A 24,362-nucleotide genomic window follows, 5' to 3' on the forward strand; every position below is an offset into this window, starting at 1 on the left:
GGCGCGGTCATGCTCGGCATGTCACGGCGGAACCTGCTGGCGGCGGCGCTCATCGCGCCGCTGCTGCTGCTCGTCACGCTGAGCTTCCTCCTGCCGCTGGGGGCGACCCTCTACCGGGCGGTCGACGATTCCGAATTTTCGACCGCCCTGCCGCGCACGGCGAGCCTGCTGCGCGCCTGGGACGGGCAGGGCCTGCCCCCTGAGGAGGCCTTCGCCAGCCTTGTGGCGGAGCTGCGTCAGGCGCAGCAGGACCAGGCGGCTGGCGGCGTGCTCGCTCGCCTCAATTTCGAGGAGACGGGGCTGCGCAGCCTCCTGCTGCAGGCGTCCCGCGCTTCGGCTCGTCTCTCTGCGCCCGTCAAGGACAGCCTGATCGCGCTCAATCCGCGCTGGGGCGAGCCGGAGCTCTGGCGGCTGTTCAAGCGGGCGACCGGTCCCTGGACCTCGCTCTATCTGCTGCGCTCGCTCGATATGCGCCCGACCGATCAGGGCGTCGCGCGGGCCGCGGGCGGCGATGCGGTCTTCCTGCCGCTGTTCTGGCGCACCTTCGAGATCAGCCTCGTTACGACGCTGATCTGCGCGCTGCTGGCTTATCCGGTGGCCTTCACGCTTTCCGTCCTGCCGCAGGGCTGGGCCAATGCCGGGATGATGCTGGTGCTCATCCCGTTCTGGACCTCGATCCTGGTCAGGACCACCGCCTGGTTCATCATCCTGCAGCGAGAAGGGCCGATCAACGCGCTGTTGATGGCGATGGACATCGTCGACCAGCCGATGGCGATGATCTTCACCCGCTTCGCGGTCTATCTCGCTATGGTCCATGTGCTGCTGCCCTTCGCGATCCTGCCGCTCTATGGCGTGATGAAGGGCATCAAGCCTGATTATATGCGTGCCGCTGCCTCCCTCGGTGCGCCGGGCTGGCGCCGCTTCCTGCGCATCTATCTGCCCCTGACCATGCCGGGCGTCGCAGCCGGCTCGCTGATGGTCTTCATGCTCTCGGTCGGCTTCTACATCACGCCCGCGCTGGTCGGCGGGTCGGGTGACCAGATGGTCAGCTACTTCATCGCCTTCTTCACCAACACCTCGGTCAACTGGGGCATGGCGGCGGCGCTGGCGACATTGCTGATGGTGATGACCGGGCTTCTCGTCGTCGCGGCGCGCCTGCTCGTGCCCGGCTTCCGCTCCGGCGGCGTGAAGGTCTGAGCGCCGTGGCGAACACCATGTCCGTTCTGGGCCCACGCAGGAAAGCCTCGGCCGGCCGCCTCGCGCTCGCCCTCGTCACGGGGCTGATCCTGCTATTTCTGGTGGCGCCGATCGCGGTCGTGTTCCCGCTCTCGCTCTCCTCGGGCGAGCTCCTGGTGCTGCCGACGCCGGGTTATTCCCTGCGCTGGTATACGGATTTCTTCACATCGAGCCGCTGGCTCGATGCGACCTGGAACAGCTTCGTCGTCGGCATCGCGACCATGGTGCTGGCGACGCTGCTCGGCACGCTCGCCGCCTTTGGCATCTTCCTCGGCCGCTTCCGCGGCAAGGCGCTCCTGCTCGCCGTGCTCTCGCTGCCGATGGTGACGCCGGTGATCGTCACCGCCATCGCCATGTATTTTGCGCTCTCGATGGTCGGCTTGGGCAGCTCGCTCACCGGCCTCGTACTCTCGCATACCGTGCTGGCGGTTCCCTTCGTGCTGCTGACCGTTCTGGCGTCGCTGCAGAATTTCGATCAGAACCTGCTGCGAGCGGCCGCGAGCCTAGGCGCCAATCCCGTGGTGAGCTTCCGCCGCGTCGTGCTGCCGCTGATCGCGCCCGGCGTGGCGACTGGGGCGCTCTTCGCCTTCGCCACCTCTTTCGACGAATTGATCGTGGCGCTCTTCATCGCGAGCCCGGGCCAGTTCACGCTGCCGCGGCAGATGTATGCGGGCCTGCGCGAATTCCTCAGCCCGACCATCGCGGCTGCCGCTGTGCTGCTGATCCTGTTCTCGGTGCTGCTGCTGGCGGTCAACGAATTCATCCGCCAGCGCGCCGCGGCGCGCGGCGCCGCGCCGGGAGAGCCGACGCCTTGAGCACAAGCATGTCCGAACCCCTCATCGTCTTCGACAAGGTCACCAAGAGCTATGACGGCGCGACGCAGGTCGTGAAGTCGCTCGATTTCGCGGTGGAGCGCGGCGAGTTCGTCACCCTGCTCGGCCCCTCCGGCTCGGGCAAGACGACGACGCTGATGATGCTCGCCGGCTTCGAGGATCCCTCGGGCGGCACGATCACTTTCGACGGGCGCCCGCTCAACAACGTCCCGGCTCATCGCCGCGGCATCGGCGTGGTGTTCCAGAACTACGCGCTCTTTCCGCATATGAGCGTCGCCGCCAACCTCTCCTTCCCACTGGAGATGCAGGGCGTCGGCCGGGCCGAGCGCGAGGAGCGGGTGCGCGGCGCGCTCGACATGGTCAAGCTCGACCATCTTGGCGATCGGCGCCCGGCGCAGCTCTCCGGCGGCCAGCAGCAGCGCGTTGCGCTCGCCCGCGCACTGGTCTTCCGGCCCAAGCTCGTGCTGATGGACGAGCCGCTCGGCGCGCTCGACAAGCAGCTGCGCGAGCATATGCAGATCGAGATCAAGCACATCCACGAGAAGCTCGGCGTCACGGTGGTCTACGTCACGCACGATCAGGGCGAGGCACTGACGATGTCGGATCGCGTGGCGGTCTTCCATCACGGCCGCATCCAGCAGCTCGCTCCCCCGGCCGAGATCTACGAGAAGCCGGCCAACGCCTTCGTTGCCTCCTTCATCGGCGAGAACAACCGGCTGGACGGCGTCGTCGCCGCGCGTGACGGTGCCTCCTGCCTCCTGCGACTTGCGGATGGCGGTGAGGTCCGGGCACAGATCGGCGAGGATCTGCCCGTTGGAGCGCAGGCGGTGTTGGCGCTCCGGCCCGAGAAGGTCCTGATCGGCTCCGAGGCGCAGGGCGAGAACCGCTTCGAAGCCGAGATCGAGGAGCTGATCTATTTCGGCGATCATACGCGGCTCAGGCTCAGCTTCGGCGGTTCGGACGATTTCAGCGCCCGGCTGACCTTCAAGGACGGCCTCGGTCCGCTGAAGAAGGGTGACCGGATTCCGGTCGCCTGGTCCGCGGCGAACTGCCTGGCGCTCAAGCCCGAAGAGAGTTGACGGGCGCGTCGATCTTGGGTTGCTGAAACATATTAAGTAGCATACATAATACTTATACGCGTGGCATGTTTCGCCGCTGCGGAGGATGTCATGACGGCCAGTCTGAGAACCCAAGTGATCGTTGCAGGAGCCGGGCCGGTCGGGCTCGTCGCAGCCCTGATCCTCGCCCGAGCCGGGGTCGATGTCGTGGTGATCGAGAAACGCGCCGGGCTCAACACGGCCTCAAAGGCCTCGACCTTCCACCCGGCGACGCTTGAGATCCTCGACGGCCTGGGCGTGCTGGCGCCGATGTTGGACCAGGGCGAACTCGTGCCGCGCATCCAGTACCGGACGCCGGAAGGCCCCTTCGCTGAGTTCGCCCTCGCCGATCTCGCCGAGCGGACGGCCTTCCCCTTCCGGCTGCACCTCGAGCAGGCCCGGCTGACGCCTCTCCTGCTCGAGAACATCAAGGCCCACGACAACGCCCGCGTGCTGTTCGGCACCGGCTTCGAAACGCTGACGCAGGGCGAGAGCGGCGTCACCGTGACGGTCGATCGCGGCGGCGAGACGATGACCATCGCGGCCGATTATCTGCTGGGCACGGACGGCGCCCACAGCACGGTGCGCGAGAGCCTCGGCATCGCCTTCGACGGCGAGGTCTATCCGCACAAGATCCTGCGCGTGATGACGCAGGACGATCTCGACCGCGTGCTGCCTGGCATCGCGCCGATCACCTATCTGCACAATGGCGACAAGTCGCTGAGCTTTCTGAAGATGCCGGATTGCTGGCGCATCATCATCCGCGTCCCGGGCGAGATCTCCGACGAGACGGCGCTGGGTGACGACTGGTTCGTCGAGCGCCTGCAGGAGGTCATGCCGGGCTGGACCAATCCGCCGACCGTGGTCGGTCGCGATGTCTACCGGGCGAGCCGGCGCGTGGCATCGGATTACTTCATCGGCCGCGCCTTCCTCGCCGGCGACAGCGCCCATGTCACCAACACGCGCGGCGGCATGAACATGAATTGCGGCATCCACGACGCCCAGGCACTTTCCTGGGCGATCATCCGCGCTCTGCGGGAGCGCCGGCCCGAGCTGGTCGAGGCGGCCGCGCGCGAGCGCAAGCGCGTCGCCGAGGAGATGCTGATCCCGCGGACGGACCGCAACGTCGCCGGCGGCGAGGGCTGGCTGGAGACGATCCGCGCCATCGCAGGTTCCCGCGCCGCGGCGGCCGACTATCTCGCCACGGCGGCGATGCTCGACATGCTCGAGCGACCGGCCCAGGCGGCCTGACGGAGATGCCTATGCTCGATCTTGCCGATCTCGCTTCCCTGCCGGCGCTGGGCCTGCTCGTCCCGCCGGCCAACCCGACCGTCGAGCCCGAGATGGCACGGCTGATTCCGACCGGCGCCCGCCTTTTCGCGACGCGCCTGCCGGTGATGCCGGACACCACGCTGGAGGAGCGCAACCGCGCCTATATCGCCTCCTACGAGCCGGCGCTGAAATCCTTCGGCACGTTGAAGCTTGCCGCCGCCACGGTCGCGCTGACCGGGCCCAGCTACCGCCTGAAGGCCCACGAGGACGATGCGCTGTCCGCTCGCCTGTCGGAAGGAGCGGGCTTTCCGGTGATGACCGCGAGCGGCGCAATCCGCGCCGCGCTCAATGCGCTGGGCGCGCGGCGTATCTGCCTGTTCTCGCCCTATCCCGCCTGGCTGACCGACGAGGCTGCCGGCTACTGGGCGGGTTCCGGCCAGGAGGTCGCGCAGATCGTCAAGGTCTCCGAGACCTTCCGCGCCTATGAGCTGACGACCGCCGAGGTCGAGGAGGCGCTGAGCCAGGTTCGCACCGACGGTATCGACGCCATCGTGATGAGCGGCACCGGCATGATCACGCTGCCGGCGCTGGCTGCGCGGGGGGAGGGCGTGCCTTTGCTCTCGTCCAATATCTGCTGCGCCTGGTGGCTGATGAAGACGACCGGCGTGAAGCCGGGCGAACTCTTCCGCCACGCCGCCCCACAACTCGCGGCGACGCTGGGCTAAAGCGACGGCGCCGTTCCCGCGCTCAGCGCGCGGGACGGTGCGCCACGCACTTGATCTCGACGAGCAGGCCGGGATGGGCGAGCTCCGAGACCCCGATCCGCGTCCAGGCATAGCCCTCGCGCGGGACGAGGCGGTTCTTTGCCTCGCGGAACACGTCCATGTGGCGCGCCATCTCGACATGATAGGTCGTGACGTCGACCATGTCGGCGAAGCTGCAGCCGGCGGCCTCCAGCACGACCCGGACATTCTCCCATGCTGCGGCGAACTGCTCGGCCGGATCGTCGATCACCTTGAGATCGGGCGTGCGCCCGACCTGCCCGACGACATAGACGATGTCGCCGACACGCACGGCCGGCGCGTAGCCGGCCCGCTCGACGATGGCGCGCATCGATTCGGGAACGATGATCTCGCGGTCAGCCATGTCCGTCTCCGTCGCTTAGCCGTCAGCCCTGGACGCCGGTCGGAAGGTCCTCGCGCACGGCGAGCCCCGTCAGATAGTCCTTCACCTCGGCCGAGGGAATGACGTCGGCATATTTGCAGTTGAGGTCGAAGAGGTTGATCGCGTGGCTGGACTGGAAGCGGTCGAAGGCCGCCTCTTCCGGGATCACGACCTTGAAGTTGTAGGAGTAGGCGTCGACGGCGGTGGCGCGCAGGCAGCCCGAGGTGGTGCAGCCGCAGAGGATCAGCGTGTCCACGTCGAAGAAGTTGAGGTGGCTCATGAAGATCGTGCCGAAGAAGCAGGACGGCTTGCGCTTGCCGATGCGGATGTCCTGAGGGCGTGGCGCCAGCGGCGCGACCGTCTGCGTCGCATGGGTGCCCTCGGTCGAGGTCTTCTCGGTGCCGCGGTGGTTCTTGCCGACCTGGACGCCGGAATCGATCATGTCCGGCCGGCGGGCGCTCTCGGTGTAGAACACCGGGATGTTCTTTTCGCGCGCCATCTCCAGCAGCGGCACGATGTGCTCGACCGCAGCCCAGGCCTCGGCGCCGCAATGGGTGCGATACTGCTTCAGCCCTTCGAGGATGTCCTCGGGCTTGTCGCCGCAGAAATTGTACTGGACGTCGATGATGAAGAGGGCGGGGCGCTTGCCGAAGCCGCCGCGCTTGCCATAGCCGGCCTGCGCATAGACCTGCTTGTCGCGCTCGGTCAGAAAATCGTCCCAGATGCGTTTGGTCATCGTCTTGGCTTTCGGTGTCAGGAGCGGTGCAAATAGCGGCCGGCGGGCGTCGCGCGGGCTTCAGCGTCGACGACGCCGTCGACGGCGATTGTGCGGCCACGCAGGATGGTGCGGACGGGCGCGCCCTTGAAGCGCATCCCCTCATAGGGCGAGTAGTCGGAGAAGGATTCCTGGGTCGCCGGATCGACGACGATCTCCTTGTCGGGGTCGACGACGACGAGATCGGCATCCATGCCGACGGCGATGCCGCCCTTGTTCGGGATCGAGTAAAGCTTCGCGACATTGGCGCTGGTGACGGCGGCGATGCGCTCGATCGGCAGCCCGCGTCCGTGGACGCCCTCATGAATCAGGATCGGCAGCAGCGTCCCGATGCCCGGGAAGCCGGCGGAGGCCTTCCAAATGTCCGGCCCCTTGGTCTCGCGCTTGCGCGGCACATGGTCGGAGCCGACGGTCGTGATCGTGCCGTCGCGCACGCCCTCCCACAGCGCCTCGACATCGGCGGCGGAGCGCAGTGGCGGGTTGACCTTGCCGAGGAAGCCGATGGGCGACTGGCTGGTCAGTGCGAGATAGTGGCTGCAGGTCTCGACATGGATCGGCGCGCGGCCGGGCTTCCTGGCCCGGCGCACGATCTCGAGGCTCTCGGCGCTCGACATATGCACGATGTTGACGGGGCACTCGGCCTTCTCGCCGAAATAGATCACGCGGAAGACGTTCTCGGCCTCGAGGAAACCGGGGCTCTGCTCGTCCCAGACGGGCAGGTCGTTGCGGCCGGCTTCCTTCAGCGGCTCGCGGAAGACCGGGATGACCTCGACATTCTCGCAATGCACGCCCACGACGCCGCCCTTGATGCGGGCGCCCTGCAGCAGCGCCCAGTAGAGCAGCCCGTCATCGATTTCGGTGAAACCCTTCGCGGCGCCGGAGGCGCCCTTGTACATCAGGTAGACCTTGATCGAGGTCACGCCGAAGCGCTGGGCCGCCTCCGGCAGCGTCTCGATATGGAGCTTGCTCGTCACGCCGAAATGGAAGCCGAAATCGATCAGCGACTGGGCCTCGCCGCGCTCCTTCCAGGGGCCGGTCGATTGGCGCAGGTCGTTGGAGCGGTGGAAGGTCAGCAGGCCCGTGGCGCCGCCGATGGCGGCCGAGCGCGACTCGGTCTCGAAATCGGTTTCGTTGGAGCCGAAGCCGATATGGGTATGGGGGTCGATCAGGCCGGGCATCACCCATTTGTTGCGGCAATCGACCACCTGCTTGGCGGTGGCCTGCTCGCCGGGCGCCAGCAGCGCCGCGATCCGCCCGTCCTTCACGCCGATGGAGCCGGTACGCACGCCTTGATCCGGGAAGACGATCTCGCCCCCCGACAGCAACAGATCGAAACTCATAGGGGCTCCGTGACCTTTTCCGGCGTGTTCCGGCGGGTGAAGTGGGCGAGGACCTCGGCCATGACGCCGCCATGGCGCAGGCAGGCGCGCTCGCTCTGCGTCGAGACGTCGGCCGTGACATGGAAGTGGGTGCAGCGCCCGTCTGCGCTGGTCGCGACAACCGTCGCCGGCGCATGGCCGTCGACTGCAGCGGCAAGCCCGTCGATGTCGAAGCTCTCCGTGCCGTCGAGCCCGAGCTGGCGCCAGCCCTCGCCCTCGGCGAAGCGCAGCGGCACCACGCCCATGCCGATCAGGTTCGAGCGGTGAATGCGCTCATAGCTCTCCGCGATCACGGCGCGCACACCGAGCAGCGCGGAGCCCTTGGCGGCCCAGTCGCGGCTGGAGCCCATGCCGTAATCCTTGGCCCCGAGTACGATCAGCGGCACGCCGCGCTCGCGATAGGCCTCGGCCGCCGCATGCACGGAAACGACCCCGCCCTCCGGCAGCAGGCGCGTCCAGCCGCCCTCGCTGCCGGGCACCATCAGGTTGCGGATGCGCAGATTGGCGAAGGTCGCCCGCGCCATGACCTCATGGTTGCAGCGCCGGCCGACATAGGTGTTGAAGGCGCGCTGCTCGATACCGAGCGAGACGAGGTAGCGCCCGGCCGGGCTGTCGAGCGGGATCTCGCCGCTCGGCGAGATGTGGTCGGTCGTCAGCGAGTCGCCATAGGCGCCGAGCACGCGAGCCGGGCCGAGCCGATCCGGCAGGCCGGACTGAGCGAGCTCCTGCGCCAATGCCAGGAATGGCGGCTCGACCAGGTAGCTGGACTTCGGGTCCCAGCGGAAGCGAAGCCCCGTCGGCGCTTCCAACTCGTCCCAGAGCAGGCCCGACGGCGTCTCGCCATAGACCTCGCGGAAGAGTTGCGGATCACCGGCCTTTGCCACGAGCGGGGCGATCTCCTCCTCGCCCGGCCAGAGATCGGCAAGGTAGATCGGCTTCGCGGCATCCGGCCCGTTCAGCGGCTCGCGCTCCAGGTCGATGTCGATTCGGCCCGCGAGGGCGAAAGCCACCACCAGCGGCGGCGACATGATGTAGTTGGCGCGCACCTGCCGGTGGATGCGCCCCTCGAAATTGCGATTGCCCGAGAGTGCAGCCGCCGCGACCAGCCCGCCCTTGTCGATGGCTTCGGCCATGACCGGCAGCAGCGGCCCGGACTTGCCGCCGCAGGTGGTGCAGCCATAGCCGACGACGCCGAAGCCGAGCTGCTCCAGCGAGGCGAGCAGGCCGAGCTCTTCGAGATAGCGTGTCACCACGCGTGAGCCCGGAGCGAGCGAGGTTTTCACCCAGCCTGGCACCCGAAGCCCGGCCGCCACGGCGTTGCGGGCGAGTAGGCCGGCCGCGACCATCACGGCTGGATTCGAGGTGTTGGTGCAGGCGGTGATGGCGGCGATCGCCAATGCGCCGTGCCGCAGCGTCGCCGCGCCGGAGGCGGTCTCGACGGGCAACGCCACGGGCTCGGCCGCAAAGCCGCCATCGGCCGGGGCCTTCGGCAGGCGATCATCGAAATCCTGCGCCACGGCCTTGATATCGAGCCGGTCCTGCGGGCGGCGCGGGCCGGCGACCGAGCGCGTCACGCGCGCAAGGTCGATCTCGATCACGCGGGCATAGGCGGGTTCGGGAGAGCAGGGTTCGCGGAAGAGTGCATTGGCCTGCGCATAGGCGCGCACGAAGGCGGCGTGCTCGGGCGTGCGGGTGCGGACAAGGTAGCGGAAGGTTTCCTCGTCGATCGGGAAGAAGCCGGCGGTCGCCCCGTATTCGGGCGCCATATTGGCCAGCGTCGCGCGGGAGGGAACCGGCAGGGCCGCCGCGCCCGGTCCGAAATACTCCACCACCGTCGAGACCACGCCCTCGCGCCTCAGCTTCTCGGTGACGGTGAGGACGAGGTCGGTCGTGGTCGCGCCGGGCGGCAGGGAGCCGACGAGCCTGACGCCGACGAATTCCGGCACCGGGAAGACGTAAGGCTGCCCGAGCATGGCGGCCTGCGCCTCGATGCCGCCGACACCCCAGCCGAGCACGCCGATGCCGTTGATCATCGGCGTGTGGGAATCGCCGCCGATGACGAAGTCCGGGCAGGAGAGCGTGCCGTGCTGCGTCTCGACGCGCGTCACGACGGAGGCGATGTTCTCCAGGTTGACCTGATGGATGATGCCGGTGCCGGGCGGGAAGACGCGCACGGAGCGGAACGCCTGCTGCGCCCATTTCAGGAAGCTGTAGCGCTCGCCATTGCGCTCGAACTCGCGCGCCATGTTGCGCGCCATTGCGTCGGGCGCGGCCGAGACGTCGACCTGCAGGGAATGGTCGACGATGACGTCGACCGGGATGCGTGGTTCGACCGAGGCCGGATCGAAGCCGGCCTCCGCCACCGCATCGCGCAGAGAGGCGAGATCGAGCAGCACAGGCAGGCCGCTGGAATCGGGCAGGATGACCCGGCCGACCGTGAGCGATACGCCGGCACCACGGCTGTCGCGCCAGCGCAGCATCGCATAAACATCGTCGGCGCTGATATTGTGGTCGCAGAGATGACCGCGCGCGAGGTTCTCGACGAAGACGCGGCAGGCATAGGGCAGGGTGGTGATATCGATCCCGGCGCGCGCACCGACGGCGGCCAGCGAGACATGTCGTCCCGCCATCGCATCGCTCGCCAGCAAGTCTCGGAGTTTCATGCGCTCGGCCATCTGCCGTCGGTCTTTAGGAAAAGTCGGCGCAGGATGGGAGTCAGCCTTATAATTGTCAACACTTTTGGGGATTCAAGGAACGGGAGTCTTTGGCGCTGTTCTGGTCGATGGCATATGCCAAAAAGTATCTACATTTGTAGAGATGGCCGGGGTCGGATGCGGTGTCGGGCGGCAATGGTAGCTCGGTCACCATCGCGCAATTTTTCAAAACTGTTGACACATTTCGAGCGGGTGCCTAGCGTGATGAGCATGGAAGGCATGCATGAATCGGGCAATGGCGGGCGACGCTCGGAGACCCTCGGCGACGAGGTCTTCGGGCATATCCTCGATCTGATCTACAATTGCGAGCTCGAGCCCGGCATGGTCGTCAACGAATCCGCTCTGGCCGGGCGCTTCGGTGTGAGCCGCGGTCCGATCCGCGAGGCGATCCGCCGCCTGCAGGGCATCCAGCTCGTCTCGCGTGAGCCCTTCATGCGCGCTCGCGTCGTCTCGCTGTCCAAGCAGGCGATCGCGGAGCTTTTCCAGATGCGCGAAGCGTTGGAGGGCTATGCCTGCCGGCTGGCTGCGACGCAGATGCCGGCTGCCGACATCGACGGGCTGATCGCCGATCTGGAGGCCGCCCGTGGCGGGCTTCTGCCGTCCGGCGAACGCTTCGACTTCCATGAACGGGTCGTGCGGGCGAGCGGCAACAGCCGCATCATCGATACGCTCTGCGGCGATCTCTACCATCTGCTGCGCATTTATCGCCGGATCTCCGGCGCCGTGCCCGAGCGGCACGAACTTGCTTTCACCGAGCATTGGCAGATCTCGCGCGCGATCAAGGCGCGCGACGCCACGCTCGCCGAATCCCTCATGCGCTCGCATGTCGAGCGCGCCGGCCGGCATGTGCTGGAACAGGTCCCCGAAGCGCCGGCGGCAGGCGCCGATGGCGAGGAGAAGAAGGCATCATGATCGCGAAGCGTGAAATCTCGGCCCCCGCGGCTTTCCGGGCGCTGCTGAACTCGGGCGAGTTCATCGTTTCGCCAGGTGTCTATGACGGCTACAGCGCCCGCCTCGTCGAGGCGTCGGGCTACAAGAGCGCCTGCACCAGCGGCGCCGCCATCGCCAACGCCATCCTCGGCGTCGAGGATCTCGGCATGATGGGCCTCAGCGAGAACGTCAATCACTGCCGGCAGCTCGCCCGCTCGATCTCGATCCCGCTGACCTGCGACGCCGACAATGGCTACGGCAACCCGATGAACGTGCACTACACCGTGCAGATGTTCGAGGAGGCGGGCGTCGCCGGCGTCAATCTCGAGGACCAGGTCAGCCCCAAGCGCTGCGGCCACATGCTCGGCAAGGAAGTGGTCTCGCGCGAGGAGATGGTGAAGAAGATCGAGGCCGCCTGCCTCGCTCGCCGCGACGACGACTTCGTCATCATCGCCCGCACCGATGCTCTCGCCGTCGAAGGCATCGAGGCGACGCTGGAGCGCATCCGCGCCTATGTCGCGGCCGGCGCTGATGCGATCTTCCCCGATGCGGTGAAGACCGAGGAGGACATCGCGCGCATCGTCGAGGCGGCCGCTGGCAAGCCCGTCTCCGTCAATATGGGTTTCGGCATTCGCCAGCGTCCCACGACGCCGCTCATTCCGCTCCCGCGCCTCAAGGCGCTCGGCGTGCGCCGCATCAGCCTGCCGCGCATGCTGCCGGCCGCTGCGATCAAGGCGATGCGCGAGGCTCTCACGGTGATGCGCGAAGTCATGGAGACCGGCGTTCCGGCAGACCGTTCGGATCTGCTGGTTGGCATCGACGAGATCTGGAACCTGATGGGCTTCCCGGCCATGCAGGCGCTGGAAAAGCAACTCCTGACCGTCGACAGCTACGAGACCAAGTACAAGACCGCTAGAAGCGCGTGATCCGATCGACCAATGACCTCTCTTCCTGACGGCGGCGCCGATCTCGACGTCGATGTTCTCGTGATCGGCGCTGGCGGCTGCGGGTTCGTGGCGGCGCTCGCCGCCCATGAGGCCGGGGCCGAGGTCGCGGTGGTCGAGAAACTGCCCCGCCTCGCCGGCAACACCATGCTGTCGAGCGGCTCCATCCCCGCCGCCGGCACGCGCTTCCAGAAGGCCGTCGGCATCGACGATTCCCCGGAACTCTTTGCAGCCGATCTGCGCCGCACCGCCGGCCCGCACGAGGCCGAGGCATTGGTCGACCGGCTCGCCGCCACCTCCGCCTCGATGGTGGAATGGCTCGCCGATCATCTTGGCCTGCCGATCGAGCTGATCGGCGCCTACAAGCATGTCGGCCACAGCGTGAACCGGCTTCACGCCGTGCCCTCGCGCCGCGGCGCCGATTTGATGCAGGGTCTTTGGCAGGCGGCCGAGGACAGGGGCATCCCTGTCGCCTTCGCCAGTCCGGCGACGGAGCTGATCGTCGAGGACGGGCGGGTGCGCGGTGCCCGCGTCGCCACACAGGGCAGCGAGGCGAGCGTGATCGGCGCCCGCGCCGTCATCCTCGCCTGCAACGGCTTCGGCCATGATCGCGAACTCCTGCTGCGCCATGCGCCGGACATTGCGGGCGCCGAATATTTCGGCGCGCTGGGGAGTGATGGCGAAGCCGTGCGCTGGGGTGAGGCGCTGGGCGCCCGCCTCGCCAATATGGGCGCCTATCAGGCCCATTCCGCCATCGCCCAGCCGCATGGCGAGTTGGTGACCTGGACGGTCGTCGAAAAGGGCGGGATCATCGTCGACGAAACCGGCCGCCGCTTTGCCGACGAGACGCTGGGCTATTCCGCCTTCGCCGCTCCGGCACTGGCGCGCGGCGGGCGCATCTTCGCGATCTATGACAGCCGCATCCGCGAGGCGACAGCCGCCGGCCAGCCGGATTTCGGTGTGCTGGTCGCCCATGGCGGCGCGCCGGACTACGTTGATGCCGCGTCGCTGGCCGCGGCCTGCAACCTGCCGGCCGATGCCCTCGCCGGCACGGTCACCGAGGCCGGGCGCGTGGCGGCCGGCGAGATGGCGGACCCGCTCGGGCGGCGCCAATGGGGCATGGGGCCGCTGCAGGGGCCGCTCGTGGCGACGCGCATCGCTCCGGCCCTGTTCCACACGCAGGGCGGCCTGCAGGTCGACGACGAGGCGCGGGTCATGCGCCGTGACGGCGGCTTCGTGCCGGGCCTTTACGCCGGGGGCGGCGCGGCGGCGGGCGTCAGTGGCCGTGCCGGCGGGGCTGGCTATGCCTCGGGCAACGGCCTGCTCGCGGCCATGGGTCTCGGCTTCATCGCCGGTCGGGCGGCGGCGCGGGACGGGTTGGCAGGCTGAAGGGGAAGCGCGGCGGATGGACCTCAGGGCGCTGCGCTATTTCCGGACCGTCGCCGAATGCGGTAGCTTCAGCCGCGCCTCTGACCTGCTGCGCATTTCCCAGCCGGCGGTCAGCCGCACGATCCGCGAACTCGAAGCCGAGCTTGGCAAGGAATTGCTGACCCGCGGGCGCGAGGGCGCGCGGCTGACCGAGGCCGGCCGCATCCTTTTCGAGCACAGCGCCCAGCTGCTGCGGCAGGTGGAGCAGGCGGCGAGCGAGGTGCGTCGCGGAACCGCGGCGCTCGCCGGCCGGCTGACCGTTGGCATGCCGCCCGGTGTCGGCCATCTGCTGGCGCCGCCGCTGCTCGCGCGTTTCGGCGCTGATTATCCCGATGTCGAGGTCCGCGTGATTGGTGGCTTCTCCAGCCAGCTTCACGACATGCTGGCGCGTCGGCAGGTCGATCTTGCCTTCGCGCATGATCCGCTGCCGCAGCGCGGCCTCAAGGTCACGCCGCTCCTGCGCGAGGAGGTCTTCGTCGTCGGCCTCGCCAGTCAACTGGCAGCAGGCGCCGACGGGCTGCCCTCGGGTGAGATCGTCAAGCTGCCGCTGATCCTGCCGAGCCGGCCCAATGCCTCGCGCCGGCTGTTGGATGCCTGGGCGGCCCGCGAGGGTCTCTGGATCGAGGCGCGCTACGAGGTCGACGATCACGTCATCACCAGTGGCCTCGTCAAGGCCGGCCTCGGCGTCAGCCTGATGACGCGGGCCACCATCGCCGCAGACATGTTGATCGACGCCATCGTCGCGCGGCCCATCGCGCCGCGCGCCTATTGGCCGCTGGCGCTGGTCGAGCCTGATCTGCCGACGCCAGCCCCGATCCTCGCCGCCTTCACGACGATGGCGCTCGGCGTGGTGCGCGAGATGACGGAGCATGATCGCTGGCTGGGTGCCATCGGCGCGGAGTGACCGCGCTCAGACCGGGGCGACCAGCGAGGCGCCGCCGCAGACATAGAGCGTCTGGCCGGTCATCGCGCCAGCCTCGGGCGCCAGCAGGCACTGCGCCAGATAGGCGACCTCGCCGGGCTCGATCAGCCTGCCGATCGGCAGGTTGACCGCCGGGGCCTCGCCGCGCGCGGGATCGCGCAGCATCGGCGTGTCGGTCGCGGCTGGAGCGATGACATTGACCGTGATGCCGCGCGGCGCCAGCTCCAGAGCCCAGCTCCGGGCGAGGCCGTTCAGCGCAGCCTTCGTCGCGGCATAAACGCCACGCGCTGGGCGTCCGAGCGCGCCACGGCTGGAGAGCAGCACGACGCGGCCGCCGCGATCCGGCAGCACGGCGGCGAGATCGCGCATGATCGTGATCGCTGCCCCGACATGCAGGCGCCAGAGCGTATCGACATCGGCGTCTCGAACCTCTTCGATACGCCCGGTCCGCATCACCCCCGCGCAATGCACGAAGGCGGTCGGTCGCGACGCCAGGATCGCGGGCAGCACAGCATCGAGTGCCGGCGCGTCCAGCAGATCAAGGATGACGGTCTTGAGCCCCGCGGCTTTTGCCTCGGACGGAGGAGCGGAACGGTCGAGCCCCGTCACCTGCCAGCCGGCCGCGAGCAGGCGGCAGGCGAGCGCGAGCCCGATGCCGGACGAGCTGCCGGTGATCAGCGCGTGCCGAGTTGGCATCGGATCAACCATGCACGGCCTCCGGCTGCGCGACCGGGACGCGCTCGCGCAGCAGCGGCATCACCTCCTCTGCGAAGGTGGTCAGCCCCTCGGCCATCGGGTGGAAGCGCAGCATCAGGCAGTCGACTCCGATCCGCTCGTAAGCCTCGATCCGCTCGGCCAGCTGTTCAGCCGTGCCGACCAGCCCGGCGCCAAGGCCCCGCGCCGCGACGGCCGCGATGCGGCTCGTCTTGCCGTATTCCAGAAGCTCCTCGGCGCGCGCAAGGGCCTCGTCCGAGGTTGGGGCGCAGATCACATGGGCGCTGAGGCCGATCTGGAGCTCGCGCCCATGGCCCGCCGCAAGCGCTTTCATCTCGGCGATCTCGGCGGTCATGTCGGCGAGGTTGCTCTCATAGAGCCGGTAGTCGGGCACATAGTCGGCAAACCAGAGGTCGCAGCTTTCCGCCACCAGCGCCTTGCCTTCGGGCGAGCGGCTTGCGGCGTAGATCGGCGGCGGCGTCCGGCGCGTCTTCAACGGCAGGCTTGCCTTGTCGACGTCGTAATAGCGCCCGTGGAATGAGAAGTCGTCCTGCGTCCAGAGACCGCGCAGCACCTGCACGAACTCGCCGAGCCGCGCGGCGCGTTCAGCGCTGTCCTCGAGCCAGCTGCCGTTGCCGAACAGGTTGAGCTCGTCCGGCCACCAGCCATTGACGAGGTTGATGGCGAAGCGTCCGCCACTGATGCGGTCGAGCGAGGCGCCCATCTTGGCGACCGCCTGCGGCGTCACGATACCGGGATGAGCGGCGACCATCAGCTCCATGCGGGAGGTCCGCTGCGACAGCGCCGACGCCATGACCCAGGATTCGAGGTCCGGCCCGAGCCAGCGCTCGGCGATCAGCGAGATCGAGAAGCCCGCCGCCTCGGCCTGCTGCAGGATCGCGCAGGCGAATTCGAATGAGCTGTCCGAATCTCCTCCCGCGCCCGGCGTGGTCAGCTCCGCGATCGCCTGCTTCATCTCCGGTTCGGAGCGGATCGTATGGGGCAGTGGCGCCCAGATGCCGAACTTCATGACATGGCTCCCGCCAAGCTGGGGTGATTGGAGGGCGTGCTCTGCGGCACGGCAAGCTGCTGCCGTGTGCGGGCGAATGCGAGCACCTGATCTCCGACGCGCTTCAGCTCGGCGGTGACGCCCTCGTCGCGGCAGCGGCCATCGACGAACAGGTCCTGCGACGTGCGGATCGCGGCGCCATAGGGCGTCGGCCAGCCACGCAGCGCATGGGCGATCGCCCGCAGTGCCGCCAGCGTCTGGCCGGCGGCCTGCCAGCCCGCCGCGCAGGCGATGAGCCCGATCGGGATGCCGTCGAGATAGGGGCGGGGATACCGGGAGAGCTCCTCGGCATAGTCGAGCGCGTTCTTGACGAGCCCGGAGATGCTGCCGTGATAGGCCGGGCTTGCGATCACGAGGCCGTCGCAGGCGGCCAGCGCCGAAACGAGAGCAGTGGCGCGATCATCGAGTGCAGCGCCGGGCTGATAAAGCGGCAGCATGAGCTCGCTACCCGCGAAGACGCGGATCTCCGCCTCTGTGGCCGCCGCGGAAAGCGCGAGCCGCATCGCCTGCTCGCTGCTGGAACGGTCGCGCAGCGTACCGCCGATCCCGACGATCAGGGGGCGCTTGGCGACGTTTCGTCGAGGCTTGGATGGCTGCATCGGGTCCGGCTCGTGGATGATCTGCCTGCACCAGAGCGCGCTGTGCTCTCCACGTCCAAGACCGTTTCGACATCGTGACCATAACGGAAGTGCATCAGCGGCCCGCATAACTGTTGACACTACATGTCGTTACGGGAGACTGCGCTGCCGTGCGGAGCTCAAGTTGGGGGTCATGGCGGGGATGTGAGTTTTAAAGAGTCGCTGCAGATTGCATCAGGGGTTGGGATTTTGACGCCACGGCGCAAGTCCACTCAAAATTTGCACAAATATACGGCAATCGCACGACCACAAAGTGTTGACATTTATCTGTCGTCGGCAAACTCTCGTGCTTGAAGGCGCCGCGGGATCGTCATTCGCGGCACCGAACGAGAGCCATAAGGGGATCACGACGATGAGCGTTGATGGTGGAGCCGGGGTCGGCCGGCGTACGGTATTGGCTGGCCTGGTCGGATCGGCAGGCATTCTCGCCAGCCGCAATGCCTGGGCGTTTCCGACCCAGCCGATCACCTTCATCGTTCCCTACGCGCCGGGCTCGACCGACCAGTTCGCCCGCGCCTTCGGCACCGAGATGGAAAAGACCCTCGGCAAGACCGTTCTGGTCGAGACGCGGCCCGGTGCCGGCGGCACGATCGGTGCGAACTATGTCGCCAAGCTCGCCAAGTCCGACGGCCATACCCTGCTGTTCTCGACCTCGGCGCCGCTCTCGGTTGCGCCCCATCAGAACCAACTTCCCTATGTGGTTTCTGACCTGCGCCCCGTCGCGCGCGTCGGCCTCGGCCCCAATGTCATGGGCGCCCGCGTCGGCGCTCCCTTCAACGATGTGAAGAGCCTCGTCGCCTATGCCAAGGCCAACCCCGAAAAGGTGACCTTCGGCAGCGCCGGCGCCGGCGGCGGCACCCATCTGGCGGGCGAGGCCTTCGCGCTGGCGGCCGGGATCAAGCTGACACATGTGCCGTTCCCGGGCGCGACGCCGGCCGTCGCGGCGACCGTTGGCGGCACCATCGATCTCGCGCTGGGCTTCGCCCAGTCCATCGTGCCGCAGGCCAAGGGCGGGCGCATGGTGCCCATCGCCCAGTTCGGCAAGACCCGCGCCAAGATCCTGCCCGACGTGCCGACCTTCATGGAATCGGGCGTCGATCTCGGCCTCTCGCCGCTGGTCGGCATCTGGGCGCCGAAGGCGACGCCCGACGCGGTTGTCCAGCAGATCGCCGCGGCTGTCGAGAAGGCAGCGACCGGCCCGGCCGTCGTCGCCTTCGCGCAGAGCACGATGACCGAGGTCGAATATGCCGGCCCCGATGTCTTCGCTCGCGAGATCGAGGAGGAGAGCGCGCTGATGAAGCCGCTGCTCGTCAAGCTCGGCATGGCCAAGTGAGCGATGAGGTGATCCGACCGGCGGACCGGGTCCGCCATCGGCTTGGCGGCGCGGCCGGCATCCTGTGCGGCCTCGTCGGGGCGTTCGCCTCGATGCAGCTCCCGCTCGGCAATGCGCGGCTGCTCGGCCCCGGCGCCGTGCCGCTCGTGCTTTCGCTGGCGATGATCGGCCTCAGCGCCGCCATGCTCCTGAGGCCGGCAAAGCCGGAGCCTGCGGATGAGGAGGATGGCGGGCTGCATGGCGCGGCGATGGTCGGCATCGTCGTGCTGCTGATCGCCGCCTTCGGCTTCCTGCTCACCCGGATCGGCTTCCTCCTTTCCGGCGGCCTGTTGATGTACGGCCTTTATGCAATCGGCGAGGAGCGCGTTCTGTCGCTCGGAGCGCTGGTCAAGGCCGTGCTGAGCATGATCGCCGCCTATCTGCTTTTCGTTGTTGCATTGTCGGTCAACATGCCGGCCGGTTCGCTCTGGGGTTACTACTGATGGAAGGCTTGCTCGGAGGCTTCGCCGTTGCTCTGCAGCCGGGCAATCTGGTCTTCTGCTTTGCCGGCGCCTTTGTCGGGACGCTGATCGGCGTTCTCCCCGGTCTCGGCCCCACGGCCGCCATCGCCATGCTGCTGCCGCTGACCATCGGGCTCGATCCGGTCTCGGCCATCATCATGATCGCCGGCATCTATTACGGCGCGAGCTATGGCGGCTCGACCACGGCGATCCTCGTCAAGATTCCGGGCGAGGCGCAGAGCGTCGTCACCTGCCTGGACGGCTACAAGATGGCCCAGCAGGGTCGCGCCGGCAGCGCCATCGCGATTGCCGCCATCGGCTCCTTCGTCGCCGGCACGGTGGGCGCGCTCGCCATCGGGCTCATCAGCATGCCGCTGGTCGAGTTCGCGGTGCGCTTCGGCCCGGCCGAGAACCTGGCGCTGCTGCTGCTCGGCTTCATCGTCATCCTCGTCCTGGCCAAGGGCAACGTCGTCAAGTCGCTGATCATGATCTGCGCCGGCTTGCTGCTCAGCATGGTCGGGCAGGATGTCATCACCGGCCAGCCGCGCTTCACGCTGGGTATTCCGGAACTGGCGGACGGCTTCGGTGTCGTCGTCGTCGCCATGGGTATCTTCGGCCTCGGCGAGGTCTTCGACAATGTCGAGAAGTTCCGCACCCGCGACATGCAGGCGGTCCCGGTCGGCAGCCTGATGCCGACGAAGGAGGATCTGAAGCGCTCGAGCATGCCGATCCTGCGCGGTTCGGTGCTCGGCTTCCTGATCGGCCTTCTGCCGGGCGGCGGCGCGACGCTCGCCTCGTTCATCTCCTATGGCGTGGAGAAGAAGTTCACCAAGCATCCGGAGGAATTCGGCAACGGCGCCGTCGAAGGTGTCGCAGGCCCGGAAGCTGCCAACAATGCAGGCGCGGCAGGGTCCTTCATCCCGCTGCTGGCGCTCGGCCTGCCGGGCAACCCCGTCACCGCCCTGCTGCTCGGCGCGCTGATCGTCCACAACGTCACGCCCGGCCCGCTGATGATCCAGGAGCGGCCCGAGATCTTCTGGGGCGTTGTCGCCTCGATGTATGTCGGCAACGTCATGCTGGTGCTGCTGAACCTGCCGCTGATCGGCGTCTGGGTGCAGCTTCTCAAGGTGCCTTACCGGGCGCTCTACGCCGCGCTGATCCTGTTCATGATCATCGGCGCCTACTCGCTCAACAATAACCCCACCGAGGTCCTGCTCCTGCTCGTCTTCGGCGTGCTGGGCTATGTGCTGCGCAAGCTCTCCTTCGATACCGCGCCGCTGATCCTCGCCTTCGTCCTCGGCGGCCCCATCGAGTTCAACCTGCGCCAGACCATGATGCTGGCGCGCGAGCCGGTCGAATATCTGATGGGCCGGCCGATCGCGCTGACGATCCTGGCTTTCGCGCTGCTGCTGATCGTGCTGCCGATGTTCTCGGCGGTGCGCCAGAAGCTGATGGTCGCCCGCGCCGTCAACGAGCTCTGAGAGCCGGCCGCTTCCTCAGGCCGGCGCCATGGCCGCAGCGGCGAGCAGGCAGCGGGCCTCATGCGCCACGCCGACCCGGACATTCTCCGGAACGGCCCTGGCGCATGCCTCCGCGAAGCTGTCGCAGCGCGGGCCGAAGGCGCAGCCCGGAGGCGGCGCCGCGAGGTCCGGCGGCGCGCCCGGAATGGCCCTGAGTCTCTGATCGGGCGCCAGCGTGCCATGGGCGCGGGAGGCGAGCAGCCCCTGCGTATAGGGATGGGCGGCGTTGCGGATCACGTCCCGGCAGGAGCCGCTCTCGACGATGCGGCCGGCATACATCACCGCGATCCTGTCCGCGATCTCGACCGCGACGCCGATGTCGTGCGTCACGAAGACGATGGCCAGGCCGAATTCCCGCTGCAGCTCGCGCAGCAGCAGCAGCACCTGGATCTGCACGGTGGCGTCGAGCGCCGTCGTCGGCTCGTCGGCGAGCAGCACCTTGGGCCGGCAGGCCAGCGCCAGCGCGATCATCGCCCGCTGGCGCATGCCGCCCGACATCTCGTGCGGGTAGTTGTCGAGCCGTCGCTCCGGCGAGGGAATGCGCACGCGCTCGAACAGCTCCAGCGCGCGTCGGCGGGCCTCGCTGCGGGAGACGCGCTCATGTCGCATCACCGATTCCGCGATCTGGTCGCCGATCCGGTAGACCGGGTCGAAGGCGAGGCCGGGGTCCTGGAAGATCATCGAGATGGTCTTGCCGCGATAGGCCGAGAGCTCGCGCGGGCTCATCGCCAGCACGTCGCGCCCGTCGACGCGCACGCTGCCGCCGATCTTCGCGGAAGAAGGATGCAGCCGCATCAACGCCCGCAGCGAGACACTTTTCCCCGACCCGGATTCCCCCAGCAGCGCCAGCGTTTCGCCGGGCTTCAGCGACAGATCCACGCCACTCACGGCCCGGATCAGCCCCTTGCCGGAGGCGAAGTCGACGGTGAGGCCGCTGGCCTCGACGATGGTGTCCGCGGTCGTGCTCATGCGGCGGCGAGCCTCGGATGGCCGGATTGCGGGTTGACGAGATGGCAGGCGGCGAGATGGTCCTGCCCCATCGTGCTGAGCTGCGGCTCGGCCTGGCTGCACAGCGTCGAGACCATCTTGCAGCGCGGATGGAAGCGGCAGCCGCTCGGCGGGTCGATTGGGTTCGGCGGGTCGCCTGTCAACGGCGCCTCCTCGGTGCGGTGGTCCGGGTCCATGGACGGCATGGAGGAGAGCAGCGCGACCGTATAGGGATGGCCGGGTGTGGCGAAGATCGGCTCGGAGGGGCCGAGCTCGGCGACCTTGCCGAGATACATCACCATGATCCGGTCGGACATGAAGCGCACGACGTTGAGGTCGTGGGTAATGAACATGTAGGTCAGGCCGAAATCGCGCTTGAGGTCGAGCAGCAGGTTCAGCACCTGCGCCTCCACCGACTTGTCGAGCGCCGAGACCGCCTCGTCGAGGATGAGCAGTCGCGGGTCGAGCGAGAGCGCGCGGGCGATGTTGACGCGCTGGCGCTGGCCGCCGGAGATCTCATGCGGATAGCGCCCGGCGAAGCGGCGCGGCTCCAGGCCGACGCGATGCAGCAGGTCATGCGCCTTCGCCAGCGCGGCGCCGGATTTCGCGCCATGCACGCGCGGCCCGAAGGCGACCGTCTCCTCGACCGTCAGCCGTGGGTTGAGCGAGGCGTAGCTGTCCTGGAAGACCATCTGCACCTGCCGGCGGAACGCGCCGAGGCTCAGCGCCTGGCTGCCGACGGCCTCGCCGTCGAACAGGATGTCGCCGGCATCCGGCTTGATGATCTGCATGACGAGCCGCGCCGTCGTCGACTTGCCGCAGCCGGACTCGCCGACGATGCCGAGCGTCTCGCCCTTGGCGATGCTGAAATCGACGCCGTCGACGGCGCGCACCACGCCGCTCTTACCCTTCCCGAAGAGGCCGCCCTTGCCGCCGAAATGCCTGACGAGACCGCGCACTTCCAGGAGCGGCGTGCCGGGGCCGCCCCGGTCTCGACTTGTTGGAACGGGAGGGGCACCGATGATCATTGCCGGACCTCCATCGCGCCGCGCAGCCCGTCGGAGAAGAGGTTGAAGGAGATCGAGGTGATGAAGATCATCACGCCGGGCAGCGCCGCCACCAGCGGCTGGTTGTAGATCGCCGTGCGCAGCGTGTTCAGCATCAGCCCCCATTCCGGCTCGGGCGGCTTCACGCCGAGGCCGAGGAAGGAGAGGCCCGAGGACAGGATCATCGAGACGCTGATCAGGCTCGTCGCATAGACGAAGATCGGCCCCAGCACATTGCCGAGCACATGCACGCGCACGATGGTCAGCGGTCCGGCGCCGGAGATGCGCGCCGCCTCGACGAAGTCGCGGTTGCGCGTCTGCGTCGTCACGGCCTCGGCGATGCGGGCGATCTGCGGCACGAAGACGACGGTGAGCGAGACGATCGAGTTCAGGATGCCGGCGCCGAGCGCGCCCGAGAGCGCGATCGCCAGCAGTACCGAGGGGAAGGCGAAGAACACGTCGATGATGCGCATCACCACGGTGTTGACCCAGCCGCCGACATAGGCCGCGAAGATGCCGATGCCGGAGCCGACCACGAAGGCCAGGATGACCGGCGTCACCCCCATGAACAGCGAAAGCCGGCCGCCATACATGAGCCTCGTCAGCATGTCGCGGCCGAGCTCGTCCGTGCCCAGCAGGTAGCCCGGCGTCCCGATGGCGCGCAGCCGTCTTGCCATCGAGCCGCGGAACGGGTCGGCCGGGGCGATGTAGGGCGCCAGGACCGCGGCGAGCACGATGAGCACGATGACGGCGAGCGCGGCCATGGCGACAGGGTCACGGCGCAGGCGCCGCAGCACGCTCGCCCAGTATCCCTCGCTGCGCTCGGCCGGCGGGATGACGATCGCGGAAAGGTCGACGGCGGCCATGCTCAACCTCTCTGGATGCGTGGGTCGAGCGACGATTGCAGCACGTCGACGATCAGGTTGAGGGCGACGAAGAACAGCGCCAGCACCAGGATCGTGCCCTGCAGCAGCGGCAGGTCGCGCTGGAAGATCGCTGTGTTGAGCAGGAAGCCGGTGCCTGGCCAGGCGAAGACCGTTTCGATCAGGATCGAGCCACCGAGCAGGTAGCCGAGCTGAAGGCCCATCACGGCCAGCGCCGTCGGCGCGGCGTTGCGCACGACATGCTTGAACACGGCCCATTCGCCCATGCCCTTGGCACGCAAGGCCTGGACGAAGTCCTGCGACAGGATGTCGGCGACGAGCGCGCGCACCGTGCGCGCGATGATGCCCATCGGGATGGCCGACATCGTGATCGCCGGCAGGATAATGTATTGCAGGTGCTCCCAGTCGAAGCGCCATGCGGTCGAGCCGCCGGGGCCGGCGCCGGTCGAGGGCAGCCAGCCGAGCAGCGCCGAGAACACGATCACCATCACCATGCCGAGCCAGTAATGCGGCACGCTGACGCCGAGGATCGAGACGACCGAGGCGAGCCGGTCGAGCACGCTGCCGCGGAAATAGCCGGCAACGAAGCCGAAGAAGGTGCCGAAGCCGAAGCCGATCAGCGTCGCCAGCGAAGCCAGGATCAGCGAGTTGCCGACGGCGCGGCCAACCTCGCTCGCCACTGGCCGGCCCGAGGCGATCGAGGCCCCGAGATCGCCCTGCAGCACCTTGAACAGCCAGATGCCGTATTGCACCGGCAGCGGCTTGTCGAAGCCATAGGCCGCGCGCATCTGCGCCTGCTGCTCGGCCGTGGCGTCGATCGGCATGATCGCCGTCAGCGGGTCGCCGGGCGCCAGATGCACCAGCAGGAAACAGACGATGCTGACCCCGAAGGCGACGGGCAGCACATAGACGAGGCGCTTCAGGGCATAGAGCAGCAAGGGGCGTCTCCCGGTGCGGATCCCGGCCGCCTGGAGCGG

23 protein-coding genes are annotated in these 24,362 nt (G+C 68.0%); 12 read left to right on the forward strand and 11 right to left on the reverse strand.

Annotated features, from left to right (window positions below; translation table 11 throughout):
- Positions 1-18 precede the first annotated feature (18 nt).
- From BoBH3_RS18450 to BoBH3_RS18470, 5 genes are all read left to right on the forward strand, one after another.
- Positions 19-1,197: an ABC transporter permease gene (locus BoBH3_RS18450; protein ID WP_262332297.1), complete on the forward strand. Its 1,179-nt coding sequence runs from the start codon at positions 19-21 to the stop codon at positions 1,195-1,197.
- A gap of 17 nt (positions 1,198-1,214) precedes the next feature.
- Complete coding sequence (locus tag BoBH3_RS18455; RefSeq protein ID WP_262332298.1) at positions 1,215-2,051, forward strand: ABC transporter permease; 837 nt, start codon at positions 1,215-1,217, stop codon at positions 2,049-2,051.
- An 8-nt stretch (positions 2,052-2,059) separates the two neighbouring features.
- Positions 2,060-3,148: an ABC transporter ATP-binding protein gene (locus tag BoBH3_RS18460; RefSeq protein WP_262332299.1), complete on the forward strand. Its 1,089-nt coding sequence runs from the start codon at positions 2,060-2,062 to the stop codon at positions 3,146-3,148.
- A gap of 90 nt (positions 3,149-3,238) precedes the next feature.
- Positions 3,239-4,417 (forward strand): FAD-dependent oxidoreductase, encoded by a 1,179-nt coding sequence (locus BoBH3_RS18465; protein ID WP_262332300.1) that lies wholly within the window; start codon positions 3,239-3,241, stop codon positions 4,415-4,417.
- A gap of 11 nt (positions 4,418-4,428) precedes the next feature.
- Positions 4,429-5,163 (forward strand): maleate cis-trans isomerase family protein, encoded by a 735-nt coding sequence (locus BoBH3_RS18470; protein ID WP_262332301.1) that lies wholly within the window; start codon positions 4,429-4,431, stop codon positions 5,161-5,163.
- A gap of 22 nt (positions 5,164-5,185) precedes the next feature.
- On the opposite strand, the gene BoBH3_RS18475 is transcribed toward BoBH3_RS18470, so the two are convergent.
- Genes BoBH3_RS18475 through acnA form a run of 4 tightly spaced genes read right to left on the reverse strand, consistent with a single transcriptional unit; the run spans position 5,186 to position 10,419 of the window.
- Positions 5,186-5,584 carry a RidA family protein gene (locus tag BoBH3_RS18475; RefSeq protein ID WP_262332302.1) on the reverse strand — a complete coding sequence of 133 codons (399 nt, stop codon included), beginning with the start codon at positions 5,582-5,584 and terminating at the stop codon, positions 5,186-5,188.
- A gap of 22 nt (positions 5,585-5,606) precedes the next feature.
- Positions 5,607-6,338 carry an isochorismatase family protein gene (locus BoBH3_RS18480; protein ID WP_262332303.1) on the reverse strand — a complete coding sequence of 244 codons (732 nt, stop codon included), beginning with the start codon at positions 6,336-6,338 and terminating at the stop codon, positions 5,607-5,609.
- Positions 6,339-6,355: 17 nt separating this feature from the next.
- Positions 6,356-7,717 carry a dihydroorotase gene (locus BoBH3_RS18485; protein WP_262332304.1) on the reverse strand — a complete coding sequence of 454 codons (1,362 nt, stop codon included), beginning with the start codon at positions 7,715-7,717 and terminating at the stop codon, positions 6,356-6,358.
- Positions 7,714-10,419 (reverse strand): aconitate hydratase AcnA, encoded by a 2,706-nt coding sequence (acnA, locus tag BoBH3_RS18490; RefSeq protein WP_262332305.1) that lies wholly within the window; start codon positions 10,417-10,419, stop codon positions 7,714-7,716. Before acnA ends, BoBH3_RS18485 begins: the two co-directional genes overlap by 4 nt.
- 255 nt (positions 10,420-10,674) lie before the next feature.
- Here acnA and BoBH3_RS18495 point away from each other — a divergent pair, with 255 nt between their 5' ends.
- The 4 genes from BoBH3_RS18495 to BoBH3_RS18510 are packed head-to-tail and all read left to right on the forward strand — an operon-like array spanning position 10,675 to position 14,676.
- On the forward strand, positions 10,675-11,382 hold the full coding sequence (locus BoBH3_RS18495) for a GntR family transcriptional regulator (RefSeq protein WP_262332306.1): 708 nt from the start codon (positions 10,675-10,677) through the stop codon (positions 11,380-11,382).
- On the forward strand, positions 11,379-12,326 hold the full coding sequence (locus BoBH3_RS18500; RefSeq protein ID WP_262332307.1) for an isocitrate lyase/PEP mutase family protein: 948 nt from the start codon (positions 11,379-11,381) through the stop codon (positions 12,324-12,326). The genes BoBH3_RS18495 and BoBH3_RS18500 overlap by 4 nt, the downstream gene beginning before the upstream one ends.
- A 12-nt stretch (positions 12,327-12,338) precedes the next feature.
- Positions 12,339-13,733, forward strand: a complete 1,395-nt coding sequence (locus BoBH3_RS18505) for an FAD-dependent oxidoreductase (RefSeq protein ID WP_262332308.1) — start codon at positions 12,339-12,341, stop codon at positions 13,731-13,733.
- Between the two features lie 16 nt (positions 13,734-13,749).
- Positions 13,750-14,676 carry a LysR family transcriptional regulator gene (locus BoBH3_RS18510; protein ID WP_262332309.1) on the forward strand — a complete coding sequence of 309 codons (927 nt, stop codon included), beginning with the start codon at positions 13,750-13,752 and terminating at the stop codon, positions 14,674-14,676.
- Positions 14,677-14,682: 6 nt separating this feature from the next.
- On the opposite strand, the gene BoBH3_RS18515 is transcribed toward BoBH3_RS18510, so the two are convergent.
- From BoBH3_RS18515 to BoBH3_RS18525, 3 genes are read right to left on the reverse strand one after another with little or no spacing between them, the layout of a single operon-like run.
- Positions 14,683-15,402, reverse strand: coding sequence for an SDR family NAD(P)-dependent oxidoreductase (locus tag BoBH3_RS18515; RefSeq protein ID WP_262332310.1), 720 nt, complete (start codon positions 15,400-15,402; stop codon positions 14,683-14,685).
- The gene (locus BoBH3_RS18520; protein WP_262332311.1) at positions 15,395-16,438 is read right to left on the reverse strand and encodes an LLM class flavin-dependent oxidoreductase; all 1,044 of its coding nucleotides are present in this window, start codon (positions 16,436-16,438) and stop codon (positions 15,395-15,397) included. The genes BoBH3_RS18515 and BoBH3_RS18520 overlap by 8 nt, the downstream gene beginning before the upstream one ends.
- The gene (locus BoBH3_RS18525; protein WP_262332312.1) at positions 16,435-17,076 is read right to left on the reverse strand and encodes an NADPH-dependent FMN reductase; all 642 of its coding nucleotides are present in this window, start codon (positions 17,074-17,076) and stop codon (positions 16,435-16,437) included. Before BoBH3_RS18525 ends, BoBH3_RS18520 begins: the two co-directional genes overlap by 4 nt.
- Positions 17,077-17,467: 391 nt before the next feature.
- Here BoBH3_RS18525 and BoBH3_RS18530 point away from each other — a divergent pair, with 391 nt between their 5' ends.
- From BoBH3_RS18530 to BoBH3_RS18540, 3 genes are read left to right on the forward strand one after another with little or no spacing between them, the layout of a single operon-like run.
- Entirely contained in the window at positions 17,468-18,448 is a 981-nt protein-coding gene (locus BoBH3_RS18530; RefSeq protein WP_262332313.1) for a Bug family tripartite tricarboxylate transporter substrate binding protein, read from the forward strand.
- Between the two features lie 8 nt (positions 18,449-18,456).
- The gene (locus BoBH3_RS18535) at positions 18,457-18,930 is read left to right on the forward strand and encodes a tripartite tricarboxylate transporter TctB family protein (protein WP_262332314.1); all 474 of its coding nucleotides are present in this window, start codon (positions 18,457-18,459) and stop codon (positions 18,928-18,930) included.
- Positions 18,930-20,429 (forward strand): tripartite tricarboxylate transporter permease, encoded by a 1,500-nt coding sequence (locus BoBH3_RS18540; protein WP_262332315.1) that lies wholly within the window; start codon positions 18,930-18,932, stop codon positions 20,427-20,429. Before BoBH3_RS18535 ends, BoBH3_RS18540 begins: the two co-directional genes overlap by 1 nt.
- 15 nt (positions 20,430-20,444) lie before the next feature.
- Here BoBH3_RS18540 and BoBH3_RS18545 read toward each other — a convergent pair whose 3' ends face one another.
- From BoBH3_RS18545 to BoBH3_RS18560, 4 genes are read right to left on the reverse strand one after another with little or no spacing between them, the layout of a single operon-like run.
- Positions 20,445-21,437: an ABC transporter ATP-binding protein gene (locus BoBH3_RS18545; RefSeq protein ID WP_262332316.1), complete on the reverse strand. Its 993-nt coding sequence runs from the start codon at positions 21,435-21,437 to the stop codon at positions 20,445-20,447.
- Positions 21,434-22,483, reverse strand: coding sequence for an ABC transporter ATP-binding protein (locus tag BoBH3_RS18550; RefSeq protein ID WP_262332317.1), 1,050 nt, complete (start codon positions 22,481-22,483; stop codon positions 21,434-21,436). The genes BoBH3_RS18545 and BoBH3_RS18550 overlap by 4 nt, the downstream gene beginning before the upstream one ends.
- Positions 22,480-23,367, reverse strand: coding sequence for an ABC transporter permease (locus BoBH3_RS18555; RefSeq protein ID WP_262332318.1), 888 nt, complete (start codon positions 23,365-23,367; stop codon positions 22,480-22,482). Before BoBH3_RS18555 ends, BoBH3_RS18550 begins: the two co-directional genes overlap by 4 nt.
- Positions 23,368-23,369: 2 nt before the next feature.
- A complete protein-coding gene (locus tag BoBH3_RS18560; protein ID WP_262332319.1) occupies positions 23,370-24,323 on the reverse strand; it encodes an ABC transporter permease in 954 nt (317 codons plus the stop codon).
- Between the last annotated feature and the right edge of the window lie 39 nt (positions 24,324-24,362).

The organism is Allobosea sp. BH3, from assembly GCF_025499465.1.
GTDB lineage: Bacteria > Pseudomonadota > Alphaproteobacteria > Rhizobiales > Beijerinckiaceae > Allobosea.

Excerpts from the sequence above, each read along its gene's own strand:
- BoBH3_RS18450 (WP_262332297.1), top strand. The coding sequence starts at position 19 with ATGTCACGGCGGAACCTGCTGGCGGCGGCGCTCATCGCGCCGCTGCTG.
- BoBH3_RS18455 (WP_262332298.1), top strand. The coding sequence starts at position 1,215 with ATGTCCGTTCTGGGCCCACGCAGGAAAGCCTCGGCCGGCCGCCTCGCG.
- BoBH3_RS18460 (WP_262332299.1), top strand. The coding sequence starts at position 2,060 with ATGTCCGAACCCCTCATCGTCTTCGACAAGGTCACCAAGAGCTATGAC.
- BoBH3_RS18465 (WP_262332300.1), top strand. The coding sequence starts at position 3,239 with ATGACGGCCAGTCTGAGAACCCAAGTGATCGTTGCAGGAGCCGGGCCG.
- BoBH3_RS18470 (WP_262332301.1), top strand. The coding sequence starts at position 4,429 with ATGCTCGATCTTGCCGATCTCGCTTCCCTGCCGGCGCTGGGCCTGCTC.
- BoBH3_RS18475 (WP_262332302.1), bottom strand. The coding sequence starts at position 5,584 with ATGGCTGACCGCGAGATCATCGTTCCCGAATCGATGCGCGCCATCGTC.
- BoBH3_RS18480 (WP_262332303.1), bottom strand. The coding sequence starts at position 6,338 with ATGACCAAACGCATCTGGGACGATTTTCTGACCGAGCGCGACAAGCAG.
- BoBH3_RS18485 (WP_262332304.1), bottom strand. The coding sequence starts at position 7,717 with ATGAGTTTCGATCTGTTGCTGTCGGGGGGCGAGATCGTCTTCCCGGAT.
- acnA (WP_262332305.1), bottom strand. The coding sequence starts at position 10,419 with ATGAAACTCCGAGACTTGCTGGCGAGCGATGCGATGGCGGGACGACAT.
- BoBH3_RS18495 (WP_262332306.1), top strand. The coding sequence starts at position 10,675 with ATGAGCATGGAAGGCATGCATGAATCGGGCAATGGCGGGCGACGCTCG.
- BoBH3_RS18500 (WP_262332307.1), top strand. The coding sequence starts at position 11,379 with ATGATCGCGAAGCGTGAAATCTCGGCCCCCGCGGCTTTCCGGGCGCTG.
- BoBH3_RS18505 (WP_262332308.1), top strand. The coding sequence starts at position 12,339 with ATGACCTCTCTTCCTGACGGCGGCGCCGATCTCGACGTCGATGTTCTC.
- BoBH3_RS18510 (WP_262332309.1), top strand. The coding sequence starts at position 13,750 with ATGGACCTCAGGGCGCTGCGCTATTTCCGGACCGTCGCCGAATGCGGT.
- BoBH3_RS18515 (WP_262332310.1), bottom strand. The coding sequence starts at position 15,402 with ATGGTTGATCCGATGCCAACTCGGCACGCGCTGATCACCGGCAGCTCG.
- BoBH3_RS18520 (WP_262332311.1), bottom strand. The coding sequence starts at position 16,438 with ATGAAGTTCGGCATCTGGGCGCCACTGCCCCATACGATCCGCTCCGAA.
- BoBH3_RS18525 (WP_262332312.1), bottom strand. The coding sequence starts at position 17,076 with ATGCAGCCATCCAAGCCTCGACGAAACGTCGCCAAGCGCCCCCTGATC.
- BoBH3_RS18530 (WP_262332313.1), top strand. The coding sequence starts at position 17,468 with ATGAGCGTTGATGGTGGAGCCGGGGTCGGCCGGCGTACGGTATTGGCT.
- BoBH3_RS18540 (WP_262332315.1), top strand. The coding sequence starts at position 18,930 with ATGGAAGGCTTGCTCGGAGGCTTCGCCGTTGCTCTGCAGCCGGGCAAT.
- BoBH3_RS18545 (WP_262332316.1), bottom strand. The coding sequence starts at position 21,437 with ATGAGCACGACCGCGGACACCATCGTCGAGGCCAGCGGCCTCACCGTC.
- BoBH3_RS18550 (WP_262332317.1), bottom strand. The coding sequence starts at position 22,483 with ATGATCATCGGTGCCCCTCCCGTTCCAACAAGTCGAGACCGGGGCGGC.
- BoBH3_RS18555 (WP_262332318.1), bottom strand. The coding sequence starts at position 23,367 with ATGGCCGCCGTCGACCTTTCCGCGATCGTCATCCCGCCGGCCGAGCGC.